24 protein-coding genes and 1 tRNA gene are annotated in these 23,392 nt (G+C 58.6%); 7 read left to right on the top strand and 18 right to left on the bottom strand.

Annotated features, from left to right (window positions below):
• Positions 1-34 precede the first annotated feature (34 nt).
• From ACIQWO_RS14525 to ACIQWO_RS14490, 8 genes are all read right to left on the bottom strand, one after another.
• A complete protein-coding gene (locus tag ACIQWO_RS14525; protein WP_402825022.1) occupies positions 35-1,303 on the bottom strand; it encodes a 3-isopropylmalate dehydratase large subunit in 1,269 nt (422 codons plus the stop codon).
• Between the two features lie 4 nt (positions 1,304-1,307).
• Positions 1,308-2,018 (bottom strand): ABC transporter ATP-binding protein, encoded by a 711-nt coding sequence (locus ACIQWO_RS14520; RefSeq protein WP_402825019.1) that lies wholly within the window; start codon positions 2,016-2,018, stop codon positions 1,308-1,310.
• Positions 2,015-2,791: an ABC transporter ATP-binding protein gene (locus tag ACIQWO_RS14515; RefSeq protein ID WP_402825016.1), complete on the bottom strand. Its 777-nt coding sequence runs from the start codon at positions 2,789-2,791 to the stop codon at positions 2,015-2,017. Before ACIQWO_RS14515 ends, ACIQWO_RS14520 begins: the two co-directional genes overlap by 4 nt.
• Positions 2,784-3,800, bottom strand: coding sequence for a branched-chain amino acid ABC transporter permease (locus ACIQWO_RS14510; RefSeq protein WP_402825013.1), 1,017 nt, complete (start codon positions 3,798-3,800; stop codon positions 2,784-2,786). Before ACIQWO_RS14510 ends, ACIQWO_RS14515 begins: the two co-directional genes overlap by 8 nt.
• A gap of 23 nt (positions 3,801-3,823) precedes the next feature.
• Positions 3,824-4,696 (bottom strand): branched-chain amino acid ABC transporter permease, encoded by an 873-nt coding sequence (locus ACIQWO_RS14505; protein WP_402825010.1) that lies wholly within the window; start codon positions 4,694-4,696, stop codon positions 3,824-3,826.
• 4 nt (positions 4,697-4,700) lie between these two features.
• Positions 4,701-5,915, bottom strand: a complete 1,215-nt coding sequence (locus ACIQWO_RS14500; RefSeq protein ID WP_150663356.1) for an ABC transporter substrate-binding protein — start codon at positions 5,913-5,915, stop codon at positions 4,701-4,703.
• A gap of 20 nt (positions 5,916-5,935) precedes the next feature.
• Entirely contained in the window at positions 5,936-6,736 is an 801-nt protein-coding gene (locus ACIQWO_RS14495) for a GntR family transcriptional regulator (protein WP_402825006.1), read from the bottom strand.
• Between the two features lie 263 nt (positions 6,737-6,999).
• Entirely contained in the window at positions 7,000-8,202 is a 1,203-nt protein-coding gene (locus ACIQWO_RS14490) for a porin (RefSeq protein WP_402825003.1), read from the bottom strand.
• Between the two features lie 706 nt (positions 8,203-8,908).
• Here ACIQWO_RS14490 and ACIQWO_RS14485 point away from each other — a divergent pair.
• A complete protein-coding gene (locus tag ACIQWO_RS14485; protein WP_402825000.1) occupies positions 8,909-9,418 on the top strand; it encodes a hypothetical protein in 510 nt (169 codons plus the stop codon).
• Between the two features lie 90 nt (positions 9,419-9,508).
• Here the strand turns inward: ACIQWO_RS14485 and ACIQWO_RS14480 are convergent, their stop codons facing one another.
• Positions 9,509-9,994, bottom strand: coding sequence for a hypothetical protein (locus ACIQWO_RS14480; RefSeq protein ID WP_402824997.1), 486 nt, complete (start codon positions 9,992-9,994; stop codon positions 9,509-9,511).
• Positions 9,995-10,438: 444 nt separating this feature from the next.
• Here ACIQWO_RS14480 and ACIQWO_RS14475 point away from each other — a divergent pair.
• The 3 genes from ACIQWO_RS14475 (at position 10,439) to ACIQWO_RS14465 (ending at position 13,862) form a co-directional block, all read left to right on the top strand.
• Positions 10,439-10,513: transfer RNA gene (locus ACIQWO_RS14475), tRNA-Arg, on the top strand.
• Between the two features lie 164 nt (positions 10,514-10,677).
• Positions 10,678-11,871: a tyrosine-type recombinase/integrase gene (locus ACIQWO_RS14470; RefSeq protein ID WP_402824994.1), complete on the top strand. Its 1,194-nt coding sequence runs from the start codon at positions 10,678-10,680 to the stop codon at positions 11,869-11,871.
• A gap of 440 nt (positions 11,872-12,311) precedes the next feature.
• The gene (locus ACIQWO_RS14465) at positions 12,312-13,862 is read left to right on the top strand and encodes a hypothetical protein (RefSeq protein ID WP_402824991.1); all 1,551 of its coding nucleotides are present in this window, start codon (positions 12,312-12,314) and stop codon (positions 13,860-13,862) included.
• A gap of 221 nt (positions 13,863-14,083) precedes the next feature.
• Here ACIQWO_RS14465 and ACIQWO_RS14460 read toward each other — a convergent pair whose 3' ends face one another.
• Complete coding sequence (locus ACIQWO_RS14460; RefSeq protein WP_402824988.1) at positions 14,084-14,287, bottom strand: hypothetical protein; 204 nt, start codon at positions 14,285-14,287, stop codon at positions 14,084-14,086.
• 157 nt (positions 14,288-14,444) lie between these two features.
• Between ACIQWO_RS14460 and ACIQWO_RS14455 the strand changes: the two genes are divergently transcribed.
• Positions 14,445-15,599 (top strand): XRE family transcriptional regulator, encoded by a 1,155-nt coding sequence (locus ACIQWO_RS14455; RefSeq protein WP_402824985.1) that lies wholly within the window; start codon positions 14,445-14,447, stop codon positions 15,597-15,599.
• 18 nt (positions 15,600-15,617) lie between these two features.
• Complete coding sequence (locus ACIQWO_RS14450; RefSeq protein WP_402824982.1) at positions 15,618-16,097, top strand: hypothetical protein; 480 nt, start codon at positions 15,618-15,620, stop codon at positions 16,095-16,097.
• Between the two features lie 503 nt (positions 16,098-16,600).
• Here ACIQWO_RS14450 and ACIQWO_RS14445 read toward each other — a convergent pair.
• Complete coding sequence (locus tag ACIQWO_RS14445) at positions 16,601-17,548, bottom strand: hypothetical protein (RefSeq protein WP_402824979.1); 948 nt, start codon at positions 17,546-17,548, stop codon at positions 16,601-16,603.
• A 53-nt stretch (positions 17,549-17,601) separates the two neighbouring features.
• On the opposite strand from ACIQWO_RS14445, the gene ACIQWO_RS14440 reads away from it, so the two are divergent.
• Positions 17,602-17,859, top strand: a complete 258-nt coding sequence (locus tag ACIQWO_RS14440) for a hypothetical protein (protein WP_402824976.1) — start codon at positions 17,602-17,604, stop codon at positions 17,857-17,859.
• Positions 17,860-18,064: 205 nt separating this feature from the next.
• On the opposite strand, the gene ACIQWO_RS14435 is transcribed toward ACIQWO_RS14440, so the two are convergent.
• The 7 genes from ACIQWO_RS14435 to ACIQWO_RS14405 form a co-directional block, all read right to left on the bottom strand.
• Positions 18,065-18,466 carry a hypothetical protein gene (locus ACIQWO_RS14435; protein ID WP_402824973.1) on the bottom strand — a complete coding sequence of 134 codons (402 nt, stop codon included), beginning with the start codon at positions 18,464-18,466 and terminating at the stop codon, positions 18,065-18,067.
• Positions 18,463-19,227 carry a hypothetical protein gene (locus ACIQWO_RS14430; RefSeq protein ID WP_402824970.1) on the bottom strand — a complete coding sequence of 255 codons (765 nt, stop codon included), beginning with the start codon at positions 19,225-19,227 and terminating at the stop codon, positions 18,463-18,465. The genes ACIQWO_RS14435 and ACIQWO_RS14430 overlap by 4 nt, the downstream gene beginning before the upstream one ends.
• Positions 19,228-19,418: 191 nt before the next feature.
• The gene (locus ACIQWO_RS14425; protein ID WP_402824967.1) at positions 19,419-19,922 is read right to left on the bottom strand and encodes a DUF2514 family protein; all 504 of its coding nucleotides are present in this window, start codon (positions 19,920-19,922) and stop codon (positions 19,419-19,421) included.
• Complete coding sequence (locus tag ACIQWO_RS14420; protein ID WP_402824964.1) at positions 19,919-20,407, bottom strand: hypothetical protein; 489 nt, start codon at positions 20,405-20,407, stop codon at positions 19,919-19,921. Before ACIQWO_RS14420 ends, ACIQWO_RS14425 begins: the two co-directional genes overlap by 4 nt.
• On the bottom strand, positions 20,394-20,669 hold the full coding sequence (locus ACIQWO_RS14415) for a hypothetical protein (protein ID WP_402824961.1): 276 nt from the start codon (positions 20,667-20,669) through the stop codon (positions 20,394-20,396). Before ACIQWO_RS14415 ends, ACIQWO_RS14420 begins: the two co-directional genes overlap by 14 nt.
• A gap of 3 nt (positions 20,670-20,672) precedes the next feature.
• Positions 20,673-20,975, bottom strand: a complete 303-nt coding sequence (locus ACIQWO_RS14410; protein WP_402824958.1) for a hypothetical protein — start codon at positions 20,973-20,975, stop codon at positions 20,673-20,675.
• A 30-nt stretch (positions 20,976-21,005) separates the two neighbouring features.
• Entirely contained in the window at positions 21,006-23,372 is a 2,367-nt protein-coding gene (locus tag ACIQWO_RS14405; RefSeq protein WP_402824955.1) for a right-handed parallel beta-helix repeat-containing protein, read from the bottom strand.
• Positions 23,373-23,392: the final 20 nt, after the last annotated feature.

The raw sequence follows: 23,392 nt of genomic DNA, 5'->3' as shown, positions 1-23,392 counted from the left end.
AAGTCGAGGAATCGTCGATGAGTCGGTCCGGCGCTCAGGCGAGCAACCCACGCGGGTCGGCGATACGGCCGGTGAGCGCTGCGGCCGCCACGGCGTATGGCGAACCGAGGTAGACCTGCGCCGTCTCTGCGCCCATGCGTCCGCGGAAATTGCGAGCGGTGCTCGACAGCACCGTCGCGCCTTCGGGGATCGAACCGCCATAGCCCGCGCATGCGCCGCAGGTGTTGGCGAGCACTTGCGCGCCAGCGTCGACCAGCACATCCATCACGCCCTCACGCGCGGCCTGCGCCTGATCGCGCGCCGAGGCCGGAGCCACGACGAAGCGCATGCCGTCGGCGACGCGACGTCCCTTGAGCACACGCGCCGCCGCGCGCAAGTCCTCGAGCTTCGCACCCGTGCATGCGCCGAGATAGGCGACGTCCACCGTCACATCGGCAAATTCGCCGATGGCGCGCGTATTGGCCGGGCTGTGCGGTGCGGCGACCTGCGGGGCAAGCGTGCTCGCGTCGAAGGTTTGCACTTCGGCATGCGCACCGGCGTCGCTCTGCCAGCGGTCGATGTCGATGGGATCGGTCACGCCTACCGCGCGCAGATAGTCGACGGTCGTGGCGTCCGGTGCAATCAGGCCGACTTGCGAGCCGAGTTCGGCGCTCATGTTCGAGAGCGTCATGCGCTCCTGCATCGACAGGGCGCGCACGGCTTCGCCGCAGAACTCGATGGCTTGATAGCGTCCGCCGTTCATGCCGAAGCGACCGATCATGTGCAGCATCATGTCCTTGGCGGTCACACCGTCGGCGAGCTTGCCGTCCCAGCGCATCTGAATCGTGTCGGGCACCTTCACCCAGATTTCACCGGACACCGCCACGCCCAGCATCTCCGTGCTGCCGATGCCGAACATGTACGCGCCGAACGCACCGCCCGTGGGCGAATGCGAATCGCCGCCGACGCAGAACATGCCCGGGCGCAGATGACCGTGTTCGGGCACGACCACGTGACAAATGCCCACGGAGTCGTAGACGTTGGGCAGTTGTTGCGCGCTCGCCCAATCGCGTGCGATGCGCACGATACGGCGCGATTCGTCGTCGGTTTCCGGCACGTAGTGATCGATCACGAGCACGACTTTGGACTTGTCCCACAGTTGTGCACCGAGCGATTCGAGCATCGGCTGCAAGCGGCGGGGGCCGCTGGAGTCGTGAAACATGGCGAGGTCGACGCCGCACGTGACGATCTCGCCCACGGCGACTTCGTCACGGCCACACGCCGCTGCCAGCAGCTTTTGCGTCAGAGTTTGAGGCACAGTCATTCCCTTACATTCCGAGGTAGGCTCGGCGCAGATCGCTGCTGGCGAGCAATTCTGCGCAGGTGCCGCGATGGCGGATCGCACCGTTTTCGAGGACGTAGCCGCGCTGACCGGTCTCCAGCGACTGCCCGACGTTCTGCTCCACCAGCAGGATCGACAGGCCTTCGCGTTGCAGACGCGAGATCAGCGAAAACAGCTCTTCCACCATGAGCGGCGAGAGACCGAGCGACGGCTCGTCAAGGATCAGCAGACGGGGTTCGGCCATCAGACCGCGCCCGATAGCGAGCATCTGCTGTTCGCCGCCGGACATCGTCCCCGCTGCCTGATCGATGCGCTCGCGAAGACGCGGAAACAGGTCGAGCATGCGCTCCATCCCCTGCTCGCGCGACGCGCGACCACGGGCGAACGCCCCCAACGCCAGGTTCTCCCGCACGCTGAGGTTCGGGAAGATGCGACGCCCTTCCGGCACCTGAATCAGCCCGGCTTTGACGACATCGCGGTAATGACGGCCGGTGAGATCGTGACCGTCGAAGCGCACGCGTCCCGACCACACGGGATTGATGCCGGAGAGCGTGTTGTTCAGCGTGGACTTGCCCGCGCCGTTGCTGCCGAGCAGCACCACGATCTCGCCTTCGCCGACCGTCAGATCGACGCCGCGCAGCACTTCCACGCGGCCATAGCCGGTATGCAAGCCCTCGACTTCGAGCAGATGGCTCATTGCGCACCTCCCATCGTCATCGGCGTGCCTGACTGCGCAGCGAGTCGCGCGGCGGTACCGTGCCCCAGATAGGCTTCGATCACGGCCGGGTCGGACGTCACTTCGCGCGGCGTGCCCGCCGCGATCAACTTGCCCTGCGCCAGCACCCACACGTGTTCGGCCAGGCTCATGACGGCGCGCATCACGTGCTCGATCATCAGGACCGTCACGCCGCTGTCCGCGATCTCCCGCACGACCGGGATGACTTCGTCGATCTCGCTCGGATTCAGACCCGCGAGCACTTCGTCGAGCAACAAAAGACGGGGTTTGGTTGCAAGTGCGCGAGCCAGTTCGAGACGTTTGCGCCCGCACACGGTCAGGTCGGCCGCGGGCTTGTCGAGCTGCGCTTGCAGATTGGTGCGCAGCGCCACTTCCTCGGCCTCACGCAAGGCGGCACGACGGTCGCGCTGGAGCAGATGCGCGCCGACGGCGATGTTCTCGCGCACCGTCTGCGCACCGAACGGCTGCACGATCTGGAACGTGCGCGTCAGCCCCTGACGCGCCGTGTCGTACGGTGCCTGACCGGTAATGTCGCGCCCATGAAATTCGACGCGGCCAGCCGTCGGCGTAAGAAAGCCGGAGAGCAGACCGAAGAGTGTGGTCTTGCCTGCGCCGTTCGGACCGACGAGCGCCGTGAGCGTACCGGCCTTGACGTCGAGACTGACGTCCTGCACAGCCTTGAGACCGCCAAACGTAATGGACAGGCCATCGGCCCTCAACAAGATGTCAGACACGGGCCTTCTCCTCGCGCGACGCCGTCGGCTGCGCGCCATGCGCCGCGCGCGTCTTTCCGTCCATGCCCAACAAGCGACGCACCGACGCCCCTGCGCCCGTGATGCCGCGCGGCAGGAACATGACAATCAGAATCAGCACCGCGCCGTAGATCACCATCGACAGTCCGGGCAATTCGCCGAACAGGTTGCGGGTGAACTCGCCGAGCGTATACAACACGGCTGCCCCGAAGACCGGGCCCCAGAGCGTGCCCATGCCCCCGACGATCACGCCGACCAGCGCCTCGACCGAAATCGTCGAACCGAAGGCGATGCCAGCATCGATGTACTGGAACATCTGCACGTAGCACATGCCTGCCGCGCTCATGAACGCGCCCGAGAGCGCAATCGCGCCGAGCTTCACTCGCAGCGGATTCACGCCGACGGCGCGCGCCGCGTTCTCGTTGTCGCGCACCGCTTGCAACCATGCGCCAAAGCGCGAATGACGCAGCCAGGCGGTGACCAGCAATGCCGCTATCACGAACACGAGCAGCAGCGCTGCATAGCCGCGCGGCGAGGCGAACTGAAGATTGCCCACGCTCTGGTGCAGCGGCACCATCAGACCGACGCCCGCACCGGTGAATGGCAGCGACACGGCCAGAATGCGGAACACCTCGGCGAACGCCAGCGTCACAAGCGCGAAGTACGATCCCTTCAGGCCATAGCGGAACGTCACGGCCCCGAGCAACACGGCGACCACCGTGCCCGCTGCAATCGCGAATGGCATGGCGAGCCACGGGTTCCAGCCCCATTGCAATTGCGCAATCGCCTGCGCGTAGGCACCGACGCCGAAGAACAGCGCGTGGCCGAACGACAACTGCCCGCCGAACCCGCCGAGAATGTTCCACGATTGCGAAAGCAGCACGGTGTAGAACGTCATCATCAGGAACGACAGCCACACGCCGGACTGGAGCGTGAACAGCAACGCTGTCATCACGACACCGAACAGCACAATCATCCGAAGATCTTTCATTGTTTTTCTCCCGCCGTCTTCCATCAGGCGCGTGCGCCGAAGAGCCCTTGCGGGCGCACCAGCACGACGACGATGAAAATGGCGAAGATGCCCATCTGGCCGAGCGAATCGCCCAGCCACAGACCACCCAGCGACTCGACCACGCCGATGAGCAGACCGCCCACGAGCGCGCCGACGAAACTGCCCATGCCACCGAGCACGACGATCGTGAACGCCACCAGCACGAAGCCGCCGCCGACCTGCGGATTGACGTAATACGTCGGCAACAGGAAGCACGCGGCAGCGCCGACACAGGCCATGCCGATGCCGAACGAGAGCGCGTACACGCGTTCCACATCAATGCCCATGAGCTTCGCGCCGTGCTTCTCCTTCGCGACCGCGCGAATCGCGCGTCCCAGATCCGTCGAGCGCATGATCCAGAACAGCACGGCGGCAGCGGCCAGCGCTCCGCCGAACGCGATCAGCTTGGGCAGCGCGAGCATGACGGGACCAATGTCGACGGTGGCCAGCGTGTACGGCGTATCGATCGTGTGCGTGTCCGACTTGAACACCACCAGCGCGAGGTTCTCCAGCACGATGGCCAGCCCCAGTGTGACGAGCAGAATGTTCTCGTCCTTGCCGTGGCTGGCGCGCTCGATCACCACGCGTTGCAGGGCGTAGCCGAGCGCGAACATGCCCAGCGTGACGAACGGCAGCGCGACGTACGGGTCGATGCCGAGTTTCTCGCGCAGCAGCCAGACGGCGTAGAGGGCCACCATCAACGCCGCGCCGTGCGCGAAGTTGATGATGTGCAGCACACCGTAGACCAGCGTGAGGCCGAGCGCGATGAGCGCGTAGACCGCGCCCGTCGTGAGCCCGTTTAGCACGGCGGAAAGCAGAATGACCGGATCTAGCATTGCGTCAGGCCTTGAGCGGGAAGACCGGTGCAACCTGGCGATAGGTGTCCGGCAGAATCACTTTGATGTCGCCGCCCGAGACTTGGGTGAGCAGCGGCTGCGCGCCCGTGTTCTGTCCGTTCACGAACTTGGTCGGTCCGTACGGCATGATGTGATCCTTAAACGTGCTCGACGCAAGCGCCGCCGTGATCGCTGCGCGGTCGACCGATTTGGCACGCTCGATGGCGTCGGCCAGCAGCATCATGGCCGTGTACGTCATGAACACTTCATAGCTGAAGTAAGCGCCCTTCGCTTCCACACGCTTCTTGAGCGATGCCACGCGCGGGTCTTTCGGGTTGAACCAATGATTGCAGTCGATGATGCCGTCGGCGATATCCGGGAATTCCTTCAGGAATTTATAGCTCGACGCCGCGCCGCCCAGCACCGAGTAGATCGCCTTCGGTCGCACCTTCTGTTGCTTCATCGCACGCAGCAGCAACGCATATTCGTTGTAGTAGTTCGCCGGAATCACGATGTCCGGATTGACCGAGCGCATGCGCAGTACGATGTTGTTGAAGTCGCGCGTCGGGTTCGCGTGCTTGATGACTTCCTTGATTTCGAAGCCTCGTGCGGGCAATTCCTTTTGCAGCAGCGCCGCGGTGCCGGTGCCGAAGAGCGACTCCTCGTGCACGATCATGACGGTCTTCGCGGGCTTGCCTGCGGCGTTGTTCAGCGCGGCAAGATCGTCGACGGCGCGCAGCGAGCACATGCGGTAGCCGGGACCGAAGCGGAACGTGTTGGTCAGGCCGCGCTCGACGATCTGGTCGGCCACACCGACGTCCACCACGTGCGGCAGGCCATACTTCGCGGCGGTTTGCGTCGTTGCCAGACAGATGGCCGAGGCGTAGGCACCGAGAATCGCCGACACACCGGCTTCGTTCATCTTTTCGACTTCGGCCGAACCGGCTTCGGGGCGCGATTGTGCGTCGCCGAGCATCGCTTCGATGGGTGCGCCGCCGAGCGACTTGATGCCGCCTGCTGCGTTGATGTCGTCGATGGCGAGCAGCGCGCCCAGACGGCATTGCTGTCCCGAATAGGCCAGCGCACCGGTGACGGGGTGAAGCACGCCGATCTTGACCGGCTTACCGGCTGCACGCGCGAGCCACGGGGTGCTGGTGGAGGCAGCGGCGAGCGCGGCCATGGCGGTGGACTGACGCAGGAACGTGCGACGCGAACTCATGAAAGATTCTCCGGACGTGTTCAGTGGAATTGGGCGGACAGTTCTTCGCTGACCCAGACCTTGGCGTCGATGTCGCCGACGCGCGAGAGTTGAAGCTGGTATTGGTAGCGATCTGGGCGATACAGGCCTTGCAGCAGTTGCACCGGACGGTCGGCAACGTCGCGCACGAGACGCGTGACCGCGAGCAGTGCGGAGCCGACGGCAATGTCAAGATGGCGCGCCACGACGGCATCGGCCAGACGCGCGGAAATGGTTTGCGTCGCCCCGCCCAGCTCGACGCCCGCTTCTTCGAGCAGCATCAGCAGCGGTTTGCGTTCGAGTTCTTCGCGTCGGATTTGCGCGATGTCCTGCGGCACGTGCGTGGTGATGTACGACAGCGGCCCGGCTTGCGTGCTACGCACACGAATGCTCTTGTAGACGGGGGCACCGGGCGCGAGGGTCAGCGCATCGGCGACCGCGTCGCTTGCACCGACGACCGACGATTCGAGCACAGCGACACTCGTGCGCAGGCCCATGTTGACGATGTTTTCGAGCAAGCCCGTGAGGTGCGCCTTTTCCCGGGAAATGCCGGGCATCTTGCCACCACCGGTGCGCTGACCCGCATGCAACGGCCATGTACCGAGTCCCGGGCGACGCACGACGAGACCATCGGCGACGAGCATTTCCATCGCCTTGCGGATCGTGATGCGCGCGACGCTGAACTGATCGGCCAGCAGATGCTCGCCAGGCACGCCGTCCTGATCGAAGCGCCCCTCCTGCAATTGCTCACGCAGCACGAGGTAGATCTGGTGGTATTTCGAAAGCGGAAGTGGGGTATCCATGCGGCGATTCTGGAAGTGTCATAATGTCCGGTCAATAGAACAAAGGCATAGACAAAATGTCCTATCGGGAAAACACCTAAGCGATTCGGGATATTTGTTCGACGGCCTGAAAACGCAGGTACAGCAAGGGTTCCAAGGTTGCGGCGCAGCATTTTCGGATGCTGCGCCGCTTCCGTTTTTGAGCGTCGCCCCGATGTGTCAGGAAGCCGTCATCTTCGTGTCATCCGACGACGGCGAACGACGGACTCGATTGTTCCGATCGTTTAGAAGCGGTGACGCAGACCGATGTAGTAGCTCATCTGGTTATCGAAGCCGTTGAGCTTCACACCGTTGCCGCCAGTCCAGTTGGTGGTCGTGGTGCCGAACAGACCGCCCCAGCCGCCATCGACGCGCTCGTAGGCGGTGGCGAAGTAGACGTCGGTTCGCTTCGAGAGGAAGTAATCGATCACGCCGTAGAGCGTCTGGCGCTTGCCACTGAAATTGACCGCTGTGGTGTTGTTATACATATAGGCGGCGATGAATTGCCACGACGGGCTGAGCAGATAGGTCGCACCGAGGGTGAAGAACTGATCGCGTCGTGCGGCGGAGAACACTGAGCCGATGGCGGCAACGGTCGTTGGCGTGGCGGCCGTGCTCATGTTGGTGATCGACGCGTAGTCGACGCCGCCGTTGGTCACGTCGAAGCCGGGATCGCGCTGGCTTTGCAGGTAGTCCGCATGGAACTTCCACTGGCCGTAGCTGACTTTGCCGCCGAGCGACCACGTCTTCGCGGTGCGGCTCTGTGAGTCGTGCGTCTGTTGCAACTGGCCGGTGAAGACGTTGCCGTTCTGCTCCCACGACACGCCGCCCGACGCCGACGAGCGCGCGGAACCCTGCCCCGCGATACCGCCGAACGCGTATTGCAGGTTCACGCCGAAGGGGCCGAACTTCTTTGTCCAGGTGAGTGCGTTGTTGTAGCGCTGGCCCGTCAGGAAGACGAGCCACGAGTTCGTGGGCGGTGCGCCGATGAAGATCGGATCGACCATTGAAATGGCGACGACGGCCCCGGTGTATTGACGCCCGAACGCCAGTTCCCCCCATCCGCCTTGCAGTGCGACAAACGCCTGACGTCCGAAGAGTTGTCCTTGCTGGTCGAAGGTACCGGCTTGCGAGTTGAAGCCGTTTTCAAGCACGAAGCGGGCTTTCATCCCGCTGCCGAGATCTTCGATGCCTTGCAGACCGAAACGGCTGGCGGAGAGGAAGCCCTCGCCTGCCTGATTGACGGAGTAGACGCGCCCGCCAGTAGGGCTGGCGTGGTTTTGCGAGACGATGGCCGATTCGATCAGGCCATAGAGCGTGACGCTTGACTGGGCGTGCGCGGGTGTGGCGACGCTTGCGAGGAGTAGAGCGGCACTGGCGACACTAGCGGCACCGGTCGAACCGGTGAAGGGCAGCAGTTTTGACGTTTTGCGCGAGGAGTGCGTCATGAGGTTGGGCGTCTTTCTTGTTGTTGAGGAAAACAGCACCCCACGACGCCGTGCGTCGACCGTTGCGGCGAGTCCGGTGTTGCTTTGGACTCGCTCGCGTCACGTATCGAATCGCGAGGGCGCACGACGCCGCGGCGCGCTCACGAGTGGCGCGTCGTCCGGCATGGGGCGAATGGGGTGAGCGCGGCGGCGTCGGATGCGACTTGTCACAAAGGGTGACCGTGACAAATGCAGAGAACGCACAGATGCGCTGAGTGGCGGCGAGTTACTCGCGCAGCACGCGATGCGTCGCTCGCATACGGGCGGACGTCAGCATAGGCAGGAAGGAACGAGTCATCATGGCGACGACTCTAGGAGGGCCAATTTGTAGCGTCAATGGAACAAATGCCAATCCCGGTTGTTCTATCGGGAAATTCCTGAGGTACGAACTGCGGAGGGTTTTGATGGATGGAAACACGCTTCATGGGGCCGCCAGGAACAACTGAGACACCAACTCGCAGTGCAGAGTGGCCTCGCCTAGCTCAAGTTTTCGTTCCAACGGACGTTATGCCGAAGTGTTGCTTTGTGTCGACGTCGCGTCTCCGCTTTCGTGTTTGCCTCGGACCCTGATTAAAAGCCAGCCCTCCATGCACGGCATTGCTGACTTGGGACATTTGGCGACGCGCTCACGCACCTTAGCGCAATCCCCTTCCGAGTCAAACCTGTCATGCGCAACCTACTCTTGCTCTTCATTCTATCGACCATCATCAATTGCCTGAGCACGTCTGCGGCTGTTGCGCAAGGCACCGCCACGACTGAAGACGAGTTGAAGCGGATGACGGGCGTCGATCCACTCTGGGCGCACATCACTCCGTGTCTCGCGAGATCAACGATTGAGCAGAGTTTGGCGAAACAGCGTTCGGACGGTGTGACTCTGGATCAAATGCGTGACCAGTTTGCCGATCAATTGGCGAGTAATCCCGATTTCGCTCGATTCCTAACCAATTTCTATAAGCTCGATCCGGGCGAAATTCGCGACGAAATTCGACGATCGCACGTTGCCTGTGTCGCACAAATACTCGAAGCCAAGGCGGACCGTGTTGACGCGTGTTATGTGCAAAACTACGCCCCGTTTCTTCAAACGCTGTTTGGACCGAATCCACGAGCAGCTAATCAAATCACCACAAGAGCGGCATATGTCGAGTGTCTGAAAGCCGCACAAGCGGGCGAACGATGATAGAAAAGTCCGACGGCCACGAGATGACGAAGCACGATGGCAAGGCATCGATTTATTTGAAGGGCGTGGACACGGATCGCGCATTCGCATTCACTTCAGTCGAAGCTTCCCAGATTTGCGCAACATCTCGTGATCACGCTTCGTTCGCTCCAATACCGGCGATGAATGACCGTGATCCTCATCAGTCATTCCTGTCCCCAGCCAAAACGCGTATTTCGGCCAGTTGTTGCAAAGTGCGAGAATCGCCTGCTCCGTCGCACGTTGACGTCCCTCATAAATGCTGCGCCAGGTCTGCGCTTGCAGTCCACTCAGTTCCTCTAGCGCCTTGAACCTGCGATGGCGAGGCACGACCGTGTCGATGATTTCTTTGATTCTGTCGCGAATATCAACCTCCTTTAAAAGCCACGAGATTGGGATGCCTGGCGCAATGACCGCACTCGCGTATGTCGCAAAGCAAGCGAACGCTCCATGGCGACTCGGAATCTGCGGGAGAAGTATGACTTCCGGGGAGATCTGGATGAAAAAAGGCCCCGGCAGAAATACACCGGGGCCAAGACTTTCTTCGCAATGACGCATGACAGAGGAGGATCTGCCATGCAGGAACCGAGTGTAGTGAACGATGCCGCCTTTGGGAGGGAGTGGGTCGTTCTGGGGCGGGTCAGGTGGAGGGCACCGTCACGCGATTCGACCGCCACATGGGCGCTCCGGCGCTTCACGCGATGCCGAATGCGGAGCGCGGCGAATTCGAAAATTCGGAAAATAACCAAATGGCGGCGGCCCAACGAGCCAAGCGGCAGTATTCACCGTAGCCGCCCCGCCCCCGGTAGTGCACGAGGATCGCCGGCAGCGGTGCCTTGACCGACACCATATCCAGACCCCGCCTACTTCAGCCGGCACCTCAATTTCGCGTGCCCATGTGGATGCCTGCGCCTTCGCCCGAAACGATTTTGCTATACTCTTGCCCTCACGTCGTGCCTGCAAGAACGAAGCTATTGCGTCCCGCTGGATAACATCCAGTCTCTCCCTGTAGTTCAATGGATAGAACGAGTGCCTCCTAAGCGCTAGATACAGGTTCGATTCCTGTCGGGGGGACCAATTAAGCTCCCAACGTTTCACAAGTTCTACCAAAAAGCCCCGCGCAGCATTGCCTGTCGGGGCTTTTTGCTGCCATCATTGCCCAACGACTCCCAGTAGCGCACAGATTTTTTTGGGGTATCAGTGGGGAGATCGAGTGATACCCCCTTGTTCGATACCCCCAAATGCCAAAAGTCATCGCCCCGCTCACCGACCTACAGGTCAAAAAAGCAAAACCGACTGAAAAGCCGTACCGCCTCGCCGACGGCAAGGGGCTTTATTTGCAGGTAATGCCAAACGGATCTAAGTATTGGCGGATGAAGTATCGCTTCGACGGCAAAGAGAAGGTCGCCTCGTTTGGGATCTACCCAGAGACATCGCTCGCGGAAGCGCGTGAAGCTTGTCTTTCAACCCGACGAGAGCTTTCTACGGGGAGCGACCCGTCGATGCAGAAGAAGGAAGTACGGCGCGCCCGAGCTGTTGCTGCGACCTCGACCTTCGAATCAGTTGCCCGTGAATGGTATGAGAATCAGCAAGTGGGTTGGACTACGGTGTATGCCGAAAAAGTTCTGAAGTCTCTGGAGATCGATGTATTCCCACGTATCGGCGAACGTCAGATCTCATCGATTGAGGCGCTCGACATGCTGGAAATCGTTCGCACAATCGAGTCACGCGGGGTGAGGGAAACCGCGATTCGGGTACTCCAACGTTCGCGCGCGGTCTTTCAGTATGGGATCATGACGGGCCGTTGCGCCAGAAATCCCGCGGCTGACATAGATCCGGAAACAGTGTTGAAAAGAAGTCCCGGCGTAAAGCATATGGCACGAGTTCCCGCGTCCGAAATCCCCAAGCTGCTGCGCGACATCGACGCTTATCAAGGCGATATGGTGACTAAGCTCGCGCTCAAATTCATGGCCCTCACCTTTGCGCGAACAACCGAAATGATTCGTGCAGAGTGGTCGGAATTTACACTCAACGGCAATCCCGAATGGCGCATCCCGCCGGAGCGCATGAAAATGCGCGAACCACATATCGTGCCTCTATCCGAGCAGGCAGTTGCAATTCTCGACGAACTAAGGGCAATTAATGGGCACCGGGCGCATATTTTTTACAGCGTTCAAGGCAGGGGGCCCATCTCGAACAACACGATGCTGTTCGCCCTCTATCGCATGGGTTACAAAGGGAAGATGACGGGGCACGGGTTTAGAGGTCTCGCCGCAACGGTACTGCGGGAGAATGGATTTTCGCGAGATGTGGTGGATAGACAGCTCGCACATGCGGAGCGAAATCAAGTTACGGCCGCATACGTGCACGCTGAATACCTGAGAGAGCGTCGCGAGATGATGCAGTGGTGGGCGAACTACTTGCAGAAACGGTAAGCGGCCACGCCAATGGAGTCGGCACATTGCCGGATAGCAAAGGCTCTGAGGTTCCTAAACGCTTCCTATTCGGCGGCACGACGCCGATCGTAACCGGCGCCATAGCACCGCCGCACAGGTCGGCGAGCGTCTACGGGACGCTTTCCTATCTAGCCCAACTCGATGCGACGAGGCGGCAATCGGTCGCCGCCATACTGGGCATCCGCTTGGCCTAGTAAATGTTCACGCATGGCTGCCTTGAGGATAAGGGATACGGGACGCGAACCTCGGCCCAATCCTTATAGGTTACGGCGTTCCAAAGGAACGCTGGCACAATGCTGGCATTCTGTGTCCAAGTGCGGCCGACACGGGTAGCTTTCGACCAGAACAACACAATCCGCAACGTCCGCCTAGAGCGTGGGCAACGTTGACGTGTGGCGAAGGGGACCAGTAAGAACACCATGATAGAAAAGACCGCGTGGGAAAAGGCAGCATCGTCAGACGGAACGACGGCGTCAGAGCGGGCACTTACCAGCCTCGCACGCAGAGCGTTTCTGAGCCTATGGAGCTATCCGAACGTTTACACGGACGAGGGTCGAGTCAATGGTAAAGGCGATGGAAAGGAACTCTGCGACCTGTTAGTCGTTTTCGGAAACGATGTGCTGCTGTTCTCAGATAAAGATTGCGCATACCAGAGCAAGGTGGACGTGACGGTCGCTTGGCCTCGGTGGTACCGAAGCGCAATCGACAAGTCGGCGAAGCAACTCGCGGGAGCTGAGAAATTCATCAAAGCGTTCCCATGCCGAATTTTTCTAGACAAAGCCCGTCAGTCACCCTCGCCTATCGAACTCCCCGACGCCAGCGTAGCGCGATACTACCTGATCGCTGTGACGCGAGGATCCTACTTCCCGGCAAGACGATTCTTCGGTGGCGGAAGTTCGGGGAGCCTCATGTTGCTCAGCGAATTAGTGGGCAAGACTGCTCACACAAATACACCATTTCATATTGGCTTCCCCCTTGAGAGCCGCCGCTTTGTTCACGTGCTTGACGAGATGACGGTTGATCTGCTGCTTGAGGAGCTCGATACGGTTCCAGACTTGGTTGGATACCTGAAAAAGAAAGAGGCGTTCATGCAACAGCCCGGGGTCATCGTCTCAGTACCCGGCGAGGAGGAGCTACTCGCTCGGTATATGTCCACGATACGCGACGAGGAGCATGCATTCCCAAAAACGCCTAAGGACGTCGACTTCGTCGCTCTTCCGGAGGGCGACTGGAAAACGTACCGAGCAAGCCCCCAATGGCAGGCGAAACAACAGGCGAACGAAATTAGCTACACGTGGGATGCGCTCATCGAACAACAGAGCGGGTTCATCCGCTCTGGCAAAGCTATCACTGTGCCCTGGCAACCGAATATGGGCGACGCAAATCACGAGCGAATCGTTCGAGCTCTCGCCAGCCAAACGCGTCTCGCCCGTCGCAGTCTGTCCGCAGACCTCCTAGTTGCATTGCACCGCAGCGACCCAGGCCACATGTTCGCACGTGTCAAGTTGACCGGCCGCCCTCCCGACAAAGCCTTTGTTTTCCTCACCATTCCTAGGACGGAAGGTGAAGATTACGACACGACTTACCGGCACAGGCGGATGCACAGCCTCATGGTGTACTGCCACGCCGTCAAACACGGAATGCCAACACTGAAAGAAGCTATCGGGGTAGCCAGTGAGCCACTATCGGAGGGGACGTCGTCACAAGATTTCATGTACGTCGACCTGGCCGGGGTTTCGGACGAAGAAATCCAGGACTGGCGGAAGCAAGCGGATGAACTCGACATTCTCCGACCAAAAACCGAAGCAAAACTATTTCGGAACACCGAGTCCGAATTTCCTGCCCCGTTCCGGTTCGTCGCCCCCCCACCGATCTACATTGGCGAAGGAGGAGTTCCAATGAACAGGGCCGCACGACGTCAAGCAGATAAAGCAGCAAAGCGAGAACGGAAAAAGCAACACCAGTCGTAGTCTTGAAAAGGGCAATTTGACCGCAGTGAGCCGGATATCCCTCTTTCCACGGTTGCGTACCCGCCGGGGCAGAGGTCGCCGGAAGCACAAATCCTCTCGCCCCGACCAGAATTGAACCCGCACAGTCATTGGCTGTGCGGGTTTTTTCGTTGGAGTCAATCTGTTGATTCGTACAGCGGAATATTAGGCGATTGCCTAATATCATTTGCGAACGCATGCCCTCACGCTGCGACTTTCGGAGCCGGAGCAGCGCTCATCGTTTTAGCATCCGGCAGCGTCACGAACGACCGCACTTCGTCGATCGAGCGCGCGCCCAGCCAGTCGTCGTAATCGTCTGGCCGGATGATGATCACAGAACGCTTCTCACTGCCGGGTTTGTGGAAGCGCTTCGTCAGCGGGTGATGATCTGCGCTCAATGTGAGCATCGCGAACGCATCGCGAACGACAGCCTCTCCCCGCCATAACGAGCGGGCCGCTGGAGCCGCCCCTTTCCGTTCCAATGATTGACCGAATATCCAGACGCAAAATTGCACAAACCATGAGTTTGCGCAAAAACGCAAACTGGCATATCATCGCCACACCATGAAGAAGATTGCCCCTACCGACTACAAGACCCCCGGTCAGCTGATCGATGCCCTCCTCGCGGAGCGAGGTTGGCACAAGCGTGTGCTGGCCATTATCTTGGGAATCGATGATAGCGGCGTCAATCGTATCGTTTCCGACAAGCGTGCCGTCGACGCCCCGCTCGCCATAGCACTCGAAGAAGTCTTCGATGTGCCTGCCGAGACGTTTCTTGACCTGCAAAAATCATATGACTTGGCTCGTGCTCGCATCACTGCACGCCCAGACCCCAAACGAGCAGCGCGAGCTCAATTGTTTGGCGGTCTGCCTGTAGCGGAGATGATTAAGCGCGGGTGGTTAGAAGCCGAGAATCCTCGCGATGTTGCAGAAGTTGAAAGTGCGATATCCAAGTTCTTTAAGGTAGACACGGACAGTGAAGTGGAGATTCTGCCCCACGCCGCAAAGAAAACTGAGGTACTCGGCTCGGCAACGTTTGTTCAACTCGCGTGGCTCTATCGCGTCCGTGAGATTGCCAGCGAAATGTTGGTGCCCAAATTCACCCAACAAGCCGGTCGGAAGGCCGTAGAGCGCCTCTCCTCGTTGCTCGCCGCTGCGGAGGAAGCGCGACACGTGCCACGAATTCTCGCCGAGAGCGGGATCCGTTTCGTAGTCGTTGAGTCGCTTACCGGCGCAAAAATCGACGGCGCCTGCATGTGGCTGAATGAGCATTCCCCGGTAATTGGGATGTCGATCCGACACGATCGAATCGACAATTTCTGGTTCGTTCTACGCCATGAACTGGAGCATGTCCTACAAGGTCATGGCAGAGAGACGCGTCAAACCATTCTTGATGCAGAGCTGGAGGGCGAGAACGCGGGAACCGGTGCCAATGTTTCCGACGAAGAACGTGTCGCCAACGCTGCTGCTGCAGATTTCTGCGTGCCGCAGAAAAAGCTCGATGCATTCATCGCTCGCAAGGCCCCCTTTTTTGCGGAACGCGATCTTCTTGGGTTCGCGAAGACGATAAACGTACATCCGGGTCTGATTGCGGGGCAGCTGCAACACAGAACGGGAAGGTATGACAGGTTCCGTGCGCACCTGTCCAAGATTCGCTCCATAGTGGCACCTTCCGCTATGGTCGATGGTTGGGGTGATATAGCCCCAGTTGGCTTGTAATCATTACGGGAGCAAGTGGTGACGAAGCACGAAGAAATGCTGCGCCTTATTCGGCTGTACAAGGAGACGACGGGCGAGGCAGAAGTCGACATGCACAAAGTGGCGAAGTTTGCCAACGAGCGCGGGTGGCCGGTACCTCAGCCCAAAGATCCGATGGCTCTCTTGGCGCGAGAGTTCACGCAAGCTGCTCGTCAGGAAATCCGGAAAAATGCAAAGACCGGAAGACCCTATCGAGCGAACCATGCGCTGTATCAGATGCACGGGACTCAGCAAATGGTCTTGTGGGTTGATATCGATGAGGCAACGCGCCCACAGATGCACAAATCCCTTATCAACCGACGGGAACAGATGATCGGTGACGGGCTGCAGCTTACGCTCGACAGTGATCACTGGAATAGCATCCACCCCGAGGAGGAGCCCATTCAGATCCCGATGGACTTTACCGACGACATTGAGTGGAGAAAGAACGCGCCGGACGACGACAAAGAAGCCGCATAAAAAAGGCCCACAACGTTAGCAGCGTTGCAGGCCTTCGGGAAAATGTGAAGCTCAAAGACTCCATGAGCTGCACATCTTGATACTACGGTGCATTGGAAGTGCAACCGAATGATAGGTGGTGCGGTTTACGACCGTCAAGTGCCAAGTTTCATGTTGGAGTCGCATTTTGGAGAATGATTCCAAATGCGAGACGAAGGCGAACAAGTCATCTATCGGATGACCATTACCGTGAAGGGACGGAAAATCCGTCGCCCGAACGGTCAGCCGTTTCGGATTGTGATTCGAAACAAGCGCAGGAAGTAACCACCTCGTCCGGCAATGCCGACGTGCCCGCCTCAACTCTATCTGAGGCGGGCATTTGCGGTGTCAGCCCCCCCCTCCCCCACACCAGCATCGCCGCACCACGTACTTGCTACTGAACAAACGCCGATCAGTACGCGGTAGTTCGTGCACATAGTCACACCACTATCAGTCAGTTCATGAAATGGCGTGAGCCTGTAAGCTCACGAACGCGGCGGGGCCTCAATTTTTGGCGGCTCACGTCGAATTTCCTTCGGCGCATTCTTCAAAATGTCCTCGACTTTCCCGCTCTCAAACGCATTGTCGGCAGCGATCATGATTTTGGCTGCCCTCTGAATCTGTTGCTCGTCATCCACTTTGCCATCCAACATTTGGTGAATCTCTGCGAGCACGCCCTGCTCAAGCTCATCCAACATATAGAAGGACGCCTGCCACCCGATCTGATCAAACAGTGGCTTCTGGTGCGGCAATGCAATCAACGTAGCCGCTTGCATCTGATCGAAATCGATATAAGAGGACGGCATGCCATTTGCCTTGAAATGGATATACATGAGTGCAACAGTGGATATCGAATTGTAGGCGGAAAAATACGCCCATGCCCTCGCTGAGACGTATGGCTGTGCCTGAAACACCGGCACCAGCCCTTCAGAGTATCCTTTGAAATCGTTGTCGAACGCTCTAAAGAACTCCCGGAGGTTGCCTTCGGCGCCCCGCTTCTCCACCTCGTCCAGTTTCAGTCTACAAAGAATTTGCGTCGCGAAACGCCCCCGTTTGCGATAGTGAAGCGCCGCCCAGACTTCATCGACAGCCTTGAGCTTGCGTTCCAGTAGCACACCATTTCGCTTCGTCAGTGCATCGAGTCCGACCCCTCTTATGCCGACAATTTCCCCCTCGCTAATTCGAAGCTTTTGCTTCAATCCTTCTATCTCGACCTCATTTTGGCTGCGCAACTTCTGCATTTTTTCGTCGAACTCGTGACGAACCGCTGCTGTAAGCCTAGTGATGATCAGATTCTTCGCCAACCAAACGCCGGCCAGCACCGCTAGGGTAGTCAGTGGAAGAGTCAAGTATTGGGTCATTGTGGCCCGGCAGAGTTGATGATGACCAAGCAGCATAGCTGCGTAGAGCGCGCCAAAATACTGCGTTTTCATACAGTATTGCGTGCTAGTTTACGTCCCTCACCAGCACCACGAGGGAGGCCACCATGCGAGATTCACACGTCACCCAGTTCATTGTCATCCCCTTCCGGCAAGGGAGTAGCGGCGATCTGCTACCCGTCGAAGTCCGGCCAGCTGGTACCGACGTCGGGGCGATTCGCGTGGCGCACGCGATGCGCGAGCGGCATGTAGGGGTGGCCGCCTACGAAGTCCTGTTCGATCCCGACACGGGCGCGATGGACGCACCGAAGATCCTCTTTCAGCACGGCCGCGTGCCCGTGCTCGACGATCATGCGACGGCATAGCGGCGACGCCCTAGACGTTCAGCTTGCAGGGAATAGTTTGAATGTGAGCGGGTCACAAAACACGCCGTGAACCCGAGAATAGGCGGCCCCGCTCTGCAGAAGCAGGCACCGAAGATGAGTGATGTCCGGTACAAGTCGGGGAGAGGAATCCGTGGAGTCAATCTAGACTAGATTGGGGACAACCCGGCAAGACAGCCGACCACAATTAATCGGTTTTGCTATGCAGATTAGCAACCTCAACGACATGGCGACAAGCCGCGAGAGAGTCGCTCACCTGTAGCTGTGTAATGGGCCGGTGCAGATGGTAATCGGCAGTCACGCGCAAGCTGTAGGTTGGCCGGAGACTCTTTGAAAGAGCCACAGAGATTGTGTGCTTCCTGTTGTTCTTCGATATGCCCGGATTCGCCAATTGCGCAAGAAGCTGCTCGTGCCGACCGCGCGCCTGCATGACGCTTCCGGGTGTGGCAAGCGCTTCATGAAACCCTTTGGCCGCATGATACCCAGCGTAATAGGCTCGACTGGCAACAGCTCGCAACGTCGCCTCACCTTCGTCAGCTTTAAAAATGCGCTCGGCGCACTCCAACAATTTCAGTGCGTCGATAGTCATGCCACGGAAAATACTACATCGAAGAATGGATGCCTTTTGATATCTTGAGCAGACTCTGCCTCTGCCAGTTCACAATTCAATTCGAATATATCGGCAGCGGATCCTGAAATAGGAAATACGTATGTGATTCCCGAAAATACGCCTTCTTCGTGTTGTACGAGGACAACCTGCTCTCCAACGAACAACTGACGTCGCGTCCGCATAACGCCGCCAGCCAAATCGAGGTGAGCAGCGAGATCCTCATCGGTCAGTTCGGCTTGACGTAATAGCTCGGTAGCAATCGAAATTTCATCGATGGACATCACCGCTTGAGGCAGAACAACATCCATATTCATGTCTTTCGCTCGCTTTAGATAGCAATCTGCAGTATTGATACCACCAGTCAAGAGGAGGAAAGGCAAACGATCTGAAGTCATGCCCAGCTCAGGCACACTTGCCTCCTTTGCCAAGCTATACGCTGCCGTGAAATACCCTAGGTTGACTCTGCTTGCAACCCAGTTATTCATAAAAATCGCACCTTTGCCAAGTTGCAATGAAGTGCGAAACCCACGCTCTGCCTCGTCATGGTCGCCAACAATCGACATCAGAGAGCCATACAGTCCCCATCCGAGAGCGGCATCCTGCGCCTTCAACTTTTCCACATCTCGCCCGAGTATCCGCCATTCCAAATCAGTACGCTCAACGTATGCCCCCCCTTTGTGGGTCAGTTGGTTGAGACGCTCGATAATTCGGTTCGTGTCTGGCAAGGCTTGTGCTTTCATGGGTGCAACTATAACACTATCGCACTTGACAAAAGCTCCTAGGGCGTTTCGCAGTTTTCCAACAACGCGTAGGCCACGCGACATCCCCCTCCAGCCCGACGCCAGGCTTGCGTGATGTCCGAACTGGGACGAGTGGTGGGAAAGGCCAAGAGCCTCGACCCGATAAATAGCCAGCGATAGCGTACTCTTACTTATATTTGATTGCTATTGCCGCCTTTTCGCGTCAACGCATCGTAGCTGCGCTCGCAGGCGAGTCCTGCGATGTGGGCAGCGTCAGCGAATCTCGCGAAGTCTCCCGCAGCTTGGTCAGTCCGGCTGAGCAGCCCTGAGAGCAGATCGAGGGGATCTCCGCCGCCGCCGGCTGTCGAGCCTCCACCGGCAGTGGTGGAATGTCGCGCGGCAGTGATGTACTGACCGAGTTGCTTGCGCAGCCCATCAGCAGCGACGTCAGAAGCATGAGCGGCAGCATTTGCGGCGTCAGAGGACTTTTTTGCATCGATCGATATCCCGGCCAGCGTTTGCGTCGTCTGGCGATAGAGGTTGTTGGCGGCGGTCAGATCGTTGATCTGCTTTGCCTGACTGGCTACTGTGGCCGACTGGTCGGCATCATGATGCCCCTTCCAATAACCGCCACCAGCGGCCAGCACCACGGCTAGCAACAAGCCACCCCACACACGAGGATCAAGCAACGTCATACGGCCTCCGCTGCCTTGTAGTGGTTCATGCCCCATTCCGCTGGGCGGGGCTTCCCTGGCTTCCATACGCGCAGGTACAGCGCCCACGAACCCTGAACGTCGTCGACGGCGGGGAGTGGCTTGGGGTCTGTGTAGAGCAACAGGCGTGCACACCCGGCCGCGAGGATGTCGTCGCGCTCGATAGCGCTGTAGATCTCCACCGGGTCATGCGAGACGTTGCGCGCGGCGCACAGGCTTACCAGCGCATCGGCGGTGGTCGGGAACAGGTACAGCCCCCAGATTCCGCCGCGCGACGTGCGCGTGCCCTGCTCGCACTGCCACAGCCCACGCGCCGGGCCAGTTGGCATCTGGCGTCGATAGGTCAGGTGGGATTCCTGTAGGCCGATGGACAGCAGCATGACGCGAGCCTGCGGCGTGTCCATTTTCCCGGGGAGAAGTGAGAGCGCCGGGACGATAGCAGTAGTAAGCGCTTCAGTTGGTGTCATGGCTGAATCCCTTCAGGACGTGCCTCTTGATCTGCACGTGCCAGAACGCCCACAGTGCGGCAAGTGCGATGGCTGCATTCAGCATGACCTCCGGTGCGCTGTGACACGCTGTCGTCGACCCCATGTTTCCGAGGGCGGCAGAGTTCACCAGAAACAGGACGACCGCGCCAGCACTCTTCGTTGGCACGCGATGAGTCAGAACGGCCCACAGTGACAGCGAGAAAATCACAGCGTTGGCCGCGAAATTGATGATCGTGAGCATCGCTTAGCTCCCAAGGAATTTCCGGCGTGCGGCTGCCAGCCATTCAGGGATTTGTTGCATCAGATTGCTGACCATCGATAGACCGAACACGGCGGCGGCTGCGATGGCAAGCATGTGCGTGATGCTTCCCGGAATGACTGAATACTTCTCAGCCACAAATCCACCAACGAGGCAGCCGATTCCCAGACTCGCCCCGAAGGAGAGTCCTCGCTGCCACCAATTCCCCGGAATGAACTTCAGCGAAACTGCGGCCCCAAAAGCGGCAGATCCCCCGATCTTCACCAGCAGTGTCGTTTGATCATCCATAGTCTCTAGTCTGGTGTCTGGTCGTGTGGGTTATGTCTTCGTGATGTATGACGCGTCGAGCGTGATGGTGTATTGATGACCTGGCGTCAAAGCCGGAAACACCGGATCAACTCCGCTTATCGTAGACGTGGTGTTCGTGATCACTTCGGTGCGGCCATTGTTCACAACAGCGGTAGCACCGGACCCAGCCAATACAAGGATCCGTCCGACGAGCATTCCGGAATTTTCAGCCCCTTGAGGAAGGCCACCGGCAAGATAAAGGGTCTGTTGTGAGGCGGTCGAAGCGTTCACCTGTAAAACTGCCCGACATTGGATCTTCACAAGCCGCCCAATCTTCGTGAAGTAGCTTGTCTCACTGACCACGTTGAACGGGTTCGCACCATCCGTTCGCCATTGCCCAGGAAACAAGGTCTCGAAATAGTCATCGAGCATGCGCGCGTCCCCGTTCCTCGGGTCACCGTCCACCTGGCCGAGGAAATGGATCGGCCCCCCGTACGCTCCCAACTGCGGATAAATCGCGCCAAGTTCCCCCGGGCGGAATGTGGTTCCGGAACGAAGGTAGACGCTATTGCTTCCTGTGGAGGCACCGAAGGCGTTGGTAAGAGACGGCACGAGTCCGTATGGATTATTTGCGGCAAGCGGGTCAATCCAGTGGACGGCCTGCGCCGTATAGTCAATGTAGATGAAGTTGTCGATATCCCCGCCGACTAACCACGCGCGGTTGAAATCGAATTTGAATCCAGAGAGGATTCGTACGCCCTTCTGTGCAGCGGTATCACCTGCAATCTGACAGAAATCGAACAGGAATGTGTCGGCCCCGCCTCCGTAGTGCGTCTGCGAGTCGATTACGATTTGGTAGCCGGCCTGGTTTGCGGAGGTCCACGCGATGTACGTTGAGTCTCCACCAATTAGAAACATCCGATTGCCGGTCACCGAAAATTCCGTAGACCCGGTGGTGTACTCCTGATAGTTGTTTTCGAACCAACAGTTGCGAAATGTCAACTGACGCACGGTTGAATTATCGGGACGGTAGATATAGAGCCCGGCCTGATCATTCGACTCAATCACACATCCATCGAAAACGCCGCCAAGCGCCGAACGAATCACAATTCCGAAGTTGTTTTGACGGAAGTTACAGCCCTCCATCGAGAATTTTGTATTCGTTACAGAAGTGACGGTAATACCCGGATACAGATACGGTGCAGCCTGCCATTCAGTAACGGCGAACCCCACGTGAGTGTTAAGAACGAATGAGCAATTTCTAAACTTGTTGGAGTTCACCTGATCGGCCATCACACAACCATAAGGGAACCCCTGAAAGGAAACGTTCTCACAGACCGTGTTATCACTGTCGATAAACAAGCCGTACTGGCAAGTCCCTTCGGCAAATTGGAACTGAACATTCTTGAAGCCGCTATATGCCGACGCACTAATCGTGACACCGGTCGCCGTTCCCTTCAGTCGGGCCACAAATGTAGCGCTCGGCCCGGGAACAAGTTTCACGCTCAGATCCGTACTGGCATATCCGTACCCAGGTGCAGTACCTTCGAATGAGACGTTCTGTGTATCGATTACAAAATCCGTAAGAACGTACGTCCCAGGCGGTATTTCAATCCTCGCCCCTTTGACGGACCCTGCCCACGATTGAGCTCGGATGAATGCTTCCGTATCGTCGACGGTTCCATTACCCCTCGCGCCGAAATCCATAACGGACATGCGCTCGGCATTTACGTCATGTTGCGTTCGAGCAACAGCCCCGGTTGCGGGAGCACGAACACCGACTAGTGCATCGCCAAGTGTAGTGTCAGCCGTATTCGCAAGCAGGCCCATCACAACGTCGCCAGCGCCATCCACGAGAAGATCAGCCATTGCCTTTTGCATGGTTCGGAGGTTGACCACATCCTGTGAATTTTCGGGATCAGCAACGTCGCTGATACGGTTCTGTTGAGCCCGGTATGCACCAGAGCCATTGACGTCCCCCAAGCCGAGCAAGAGCGCGCGGCTTGAAGCATTACTACCAGTGCCGATGATTGACACGAGCATCTGTGCAATCATCGTGAGCTTGTCTAGCGCACGTTCACTGGTCTTGGCGGGGAAAGGATCGTTGGCTTGCCACTCTGTTTCTTGAGTGACCGGAGGAGTGCGGTCAATATGCAGTTCGAAACCGACTGCGATTACCGTTCCGCTAATGAGCTGGAGCGCGCCGCCGGTCTGAACACCCGCACCGGTCACCAGATAGTTCGTCCCAAGAACGAGGGGAGCAGAAATCCCACTGCTGACCTCATACGTATAGACGGTGAGGTCCGTGTCTTTCAGGAAATAGTACGGAATAGGGAATAGCGTAGTTACGCCATCCCCGTCGTACGTCACGCTGGAAATCTGGCTGGATACGGTCATGGCGCGGCCTCATATAGACT

The sequence above is a fragment of the Pandoraea sp. NPDC090278 genome (assembly GCF_044772185.1).
In the GTDB taxonomy this organism is placed as follows: domain Bacteria; phylum Pseudomonadota; class Gammaproteobacteria; order Burkholderiales; family Burkholderiaceae; genus Pandoraea.
The sequence above is the reverse complement of the archived record's forward strand: the minus strand, read 5'-3'. Positions and strand labels throughout refer to the sequence as shown.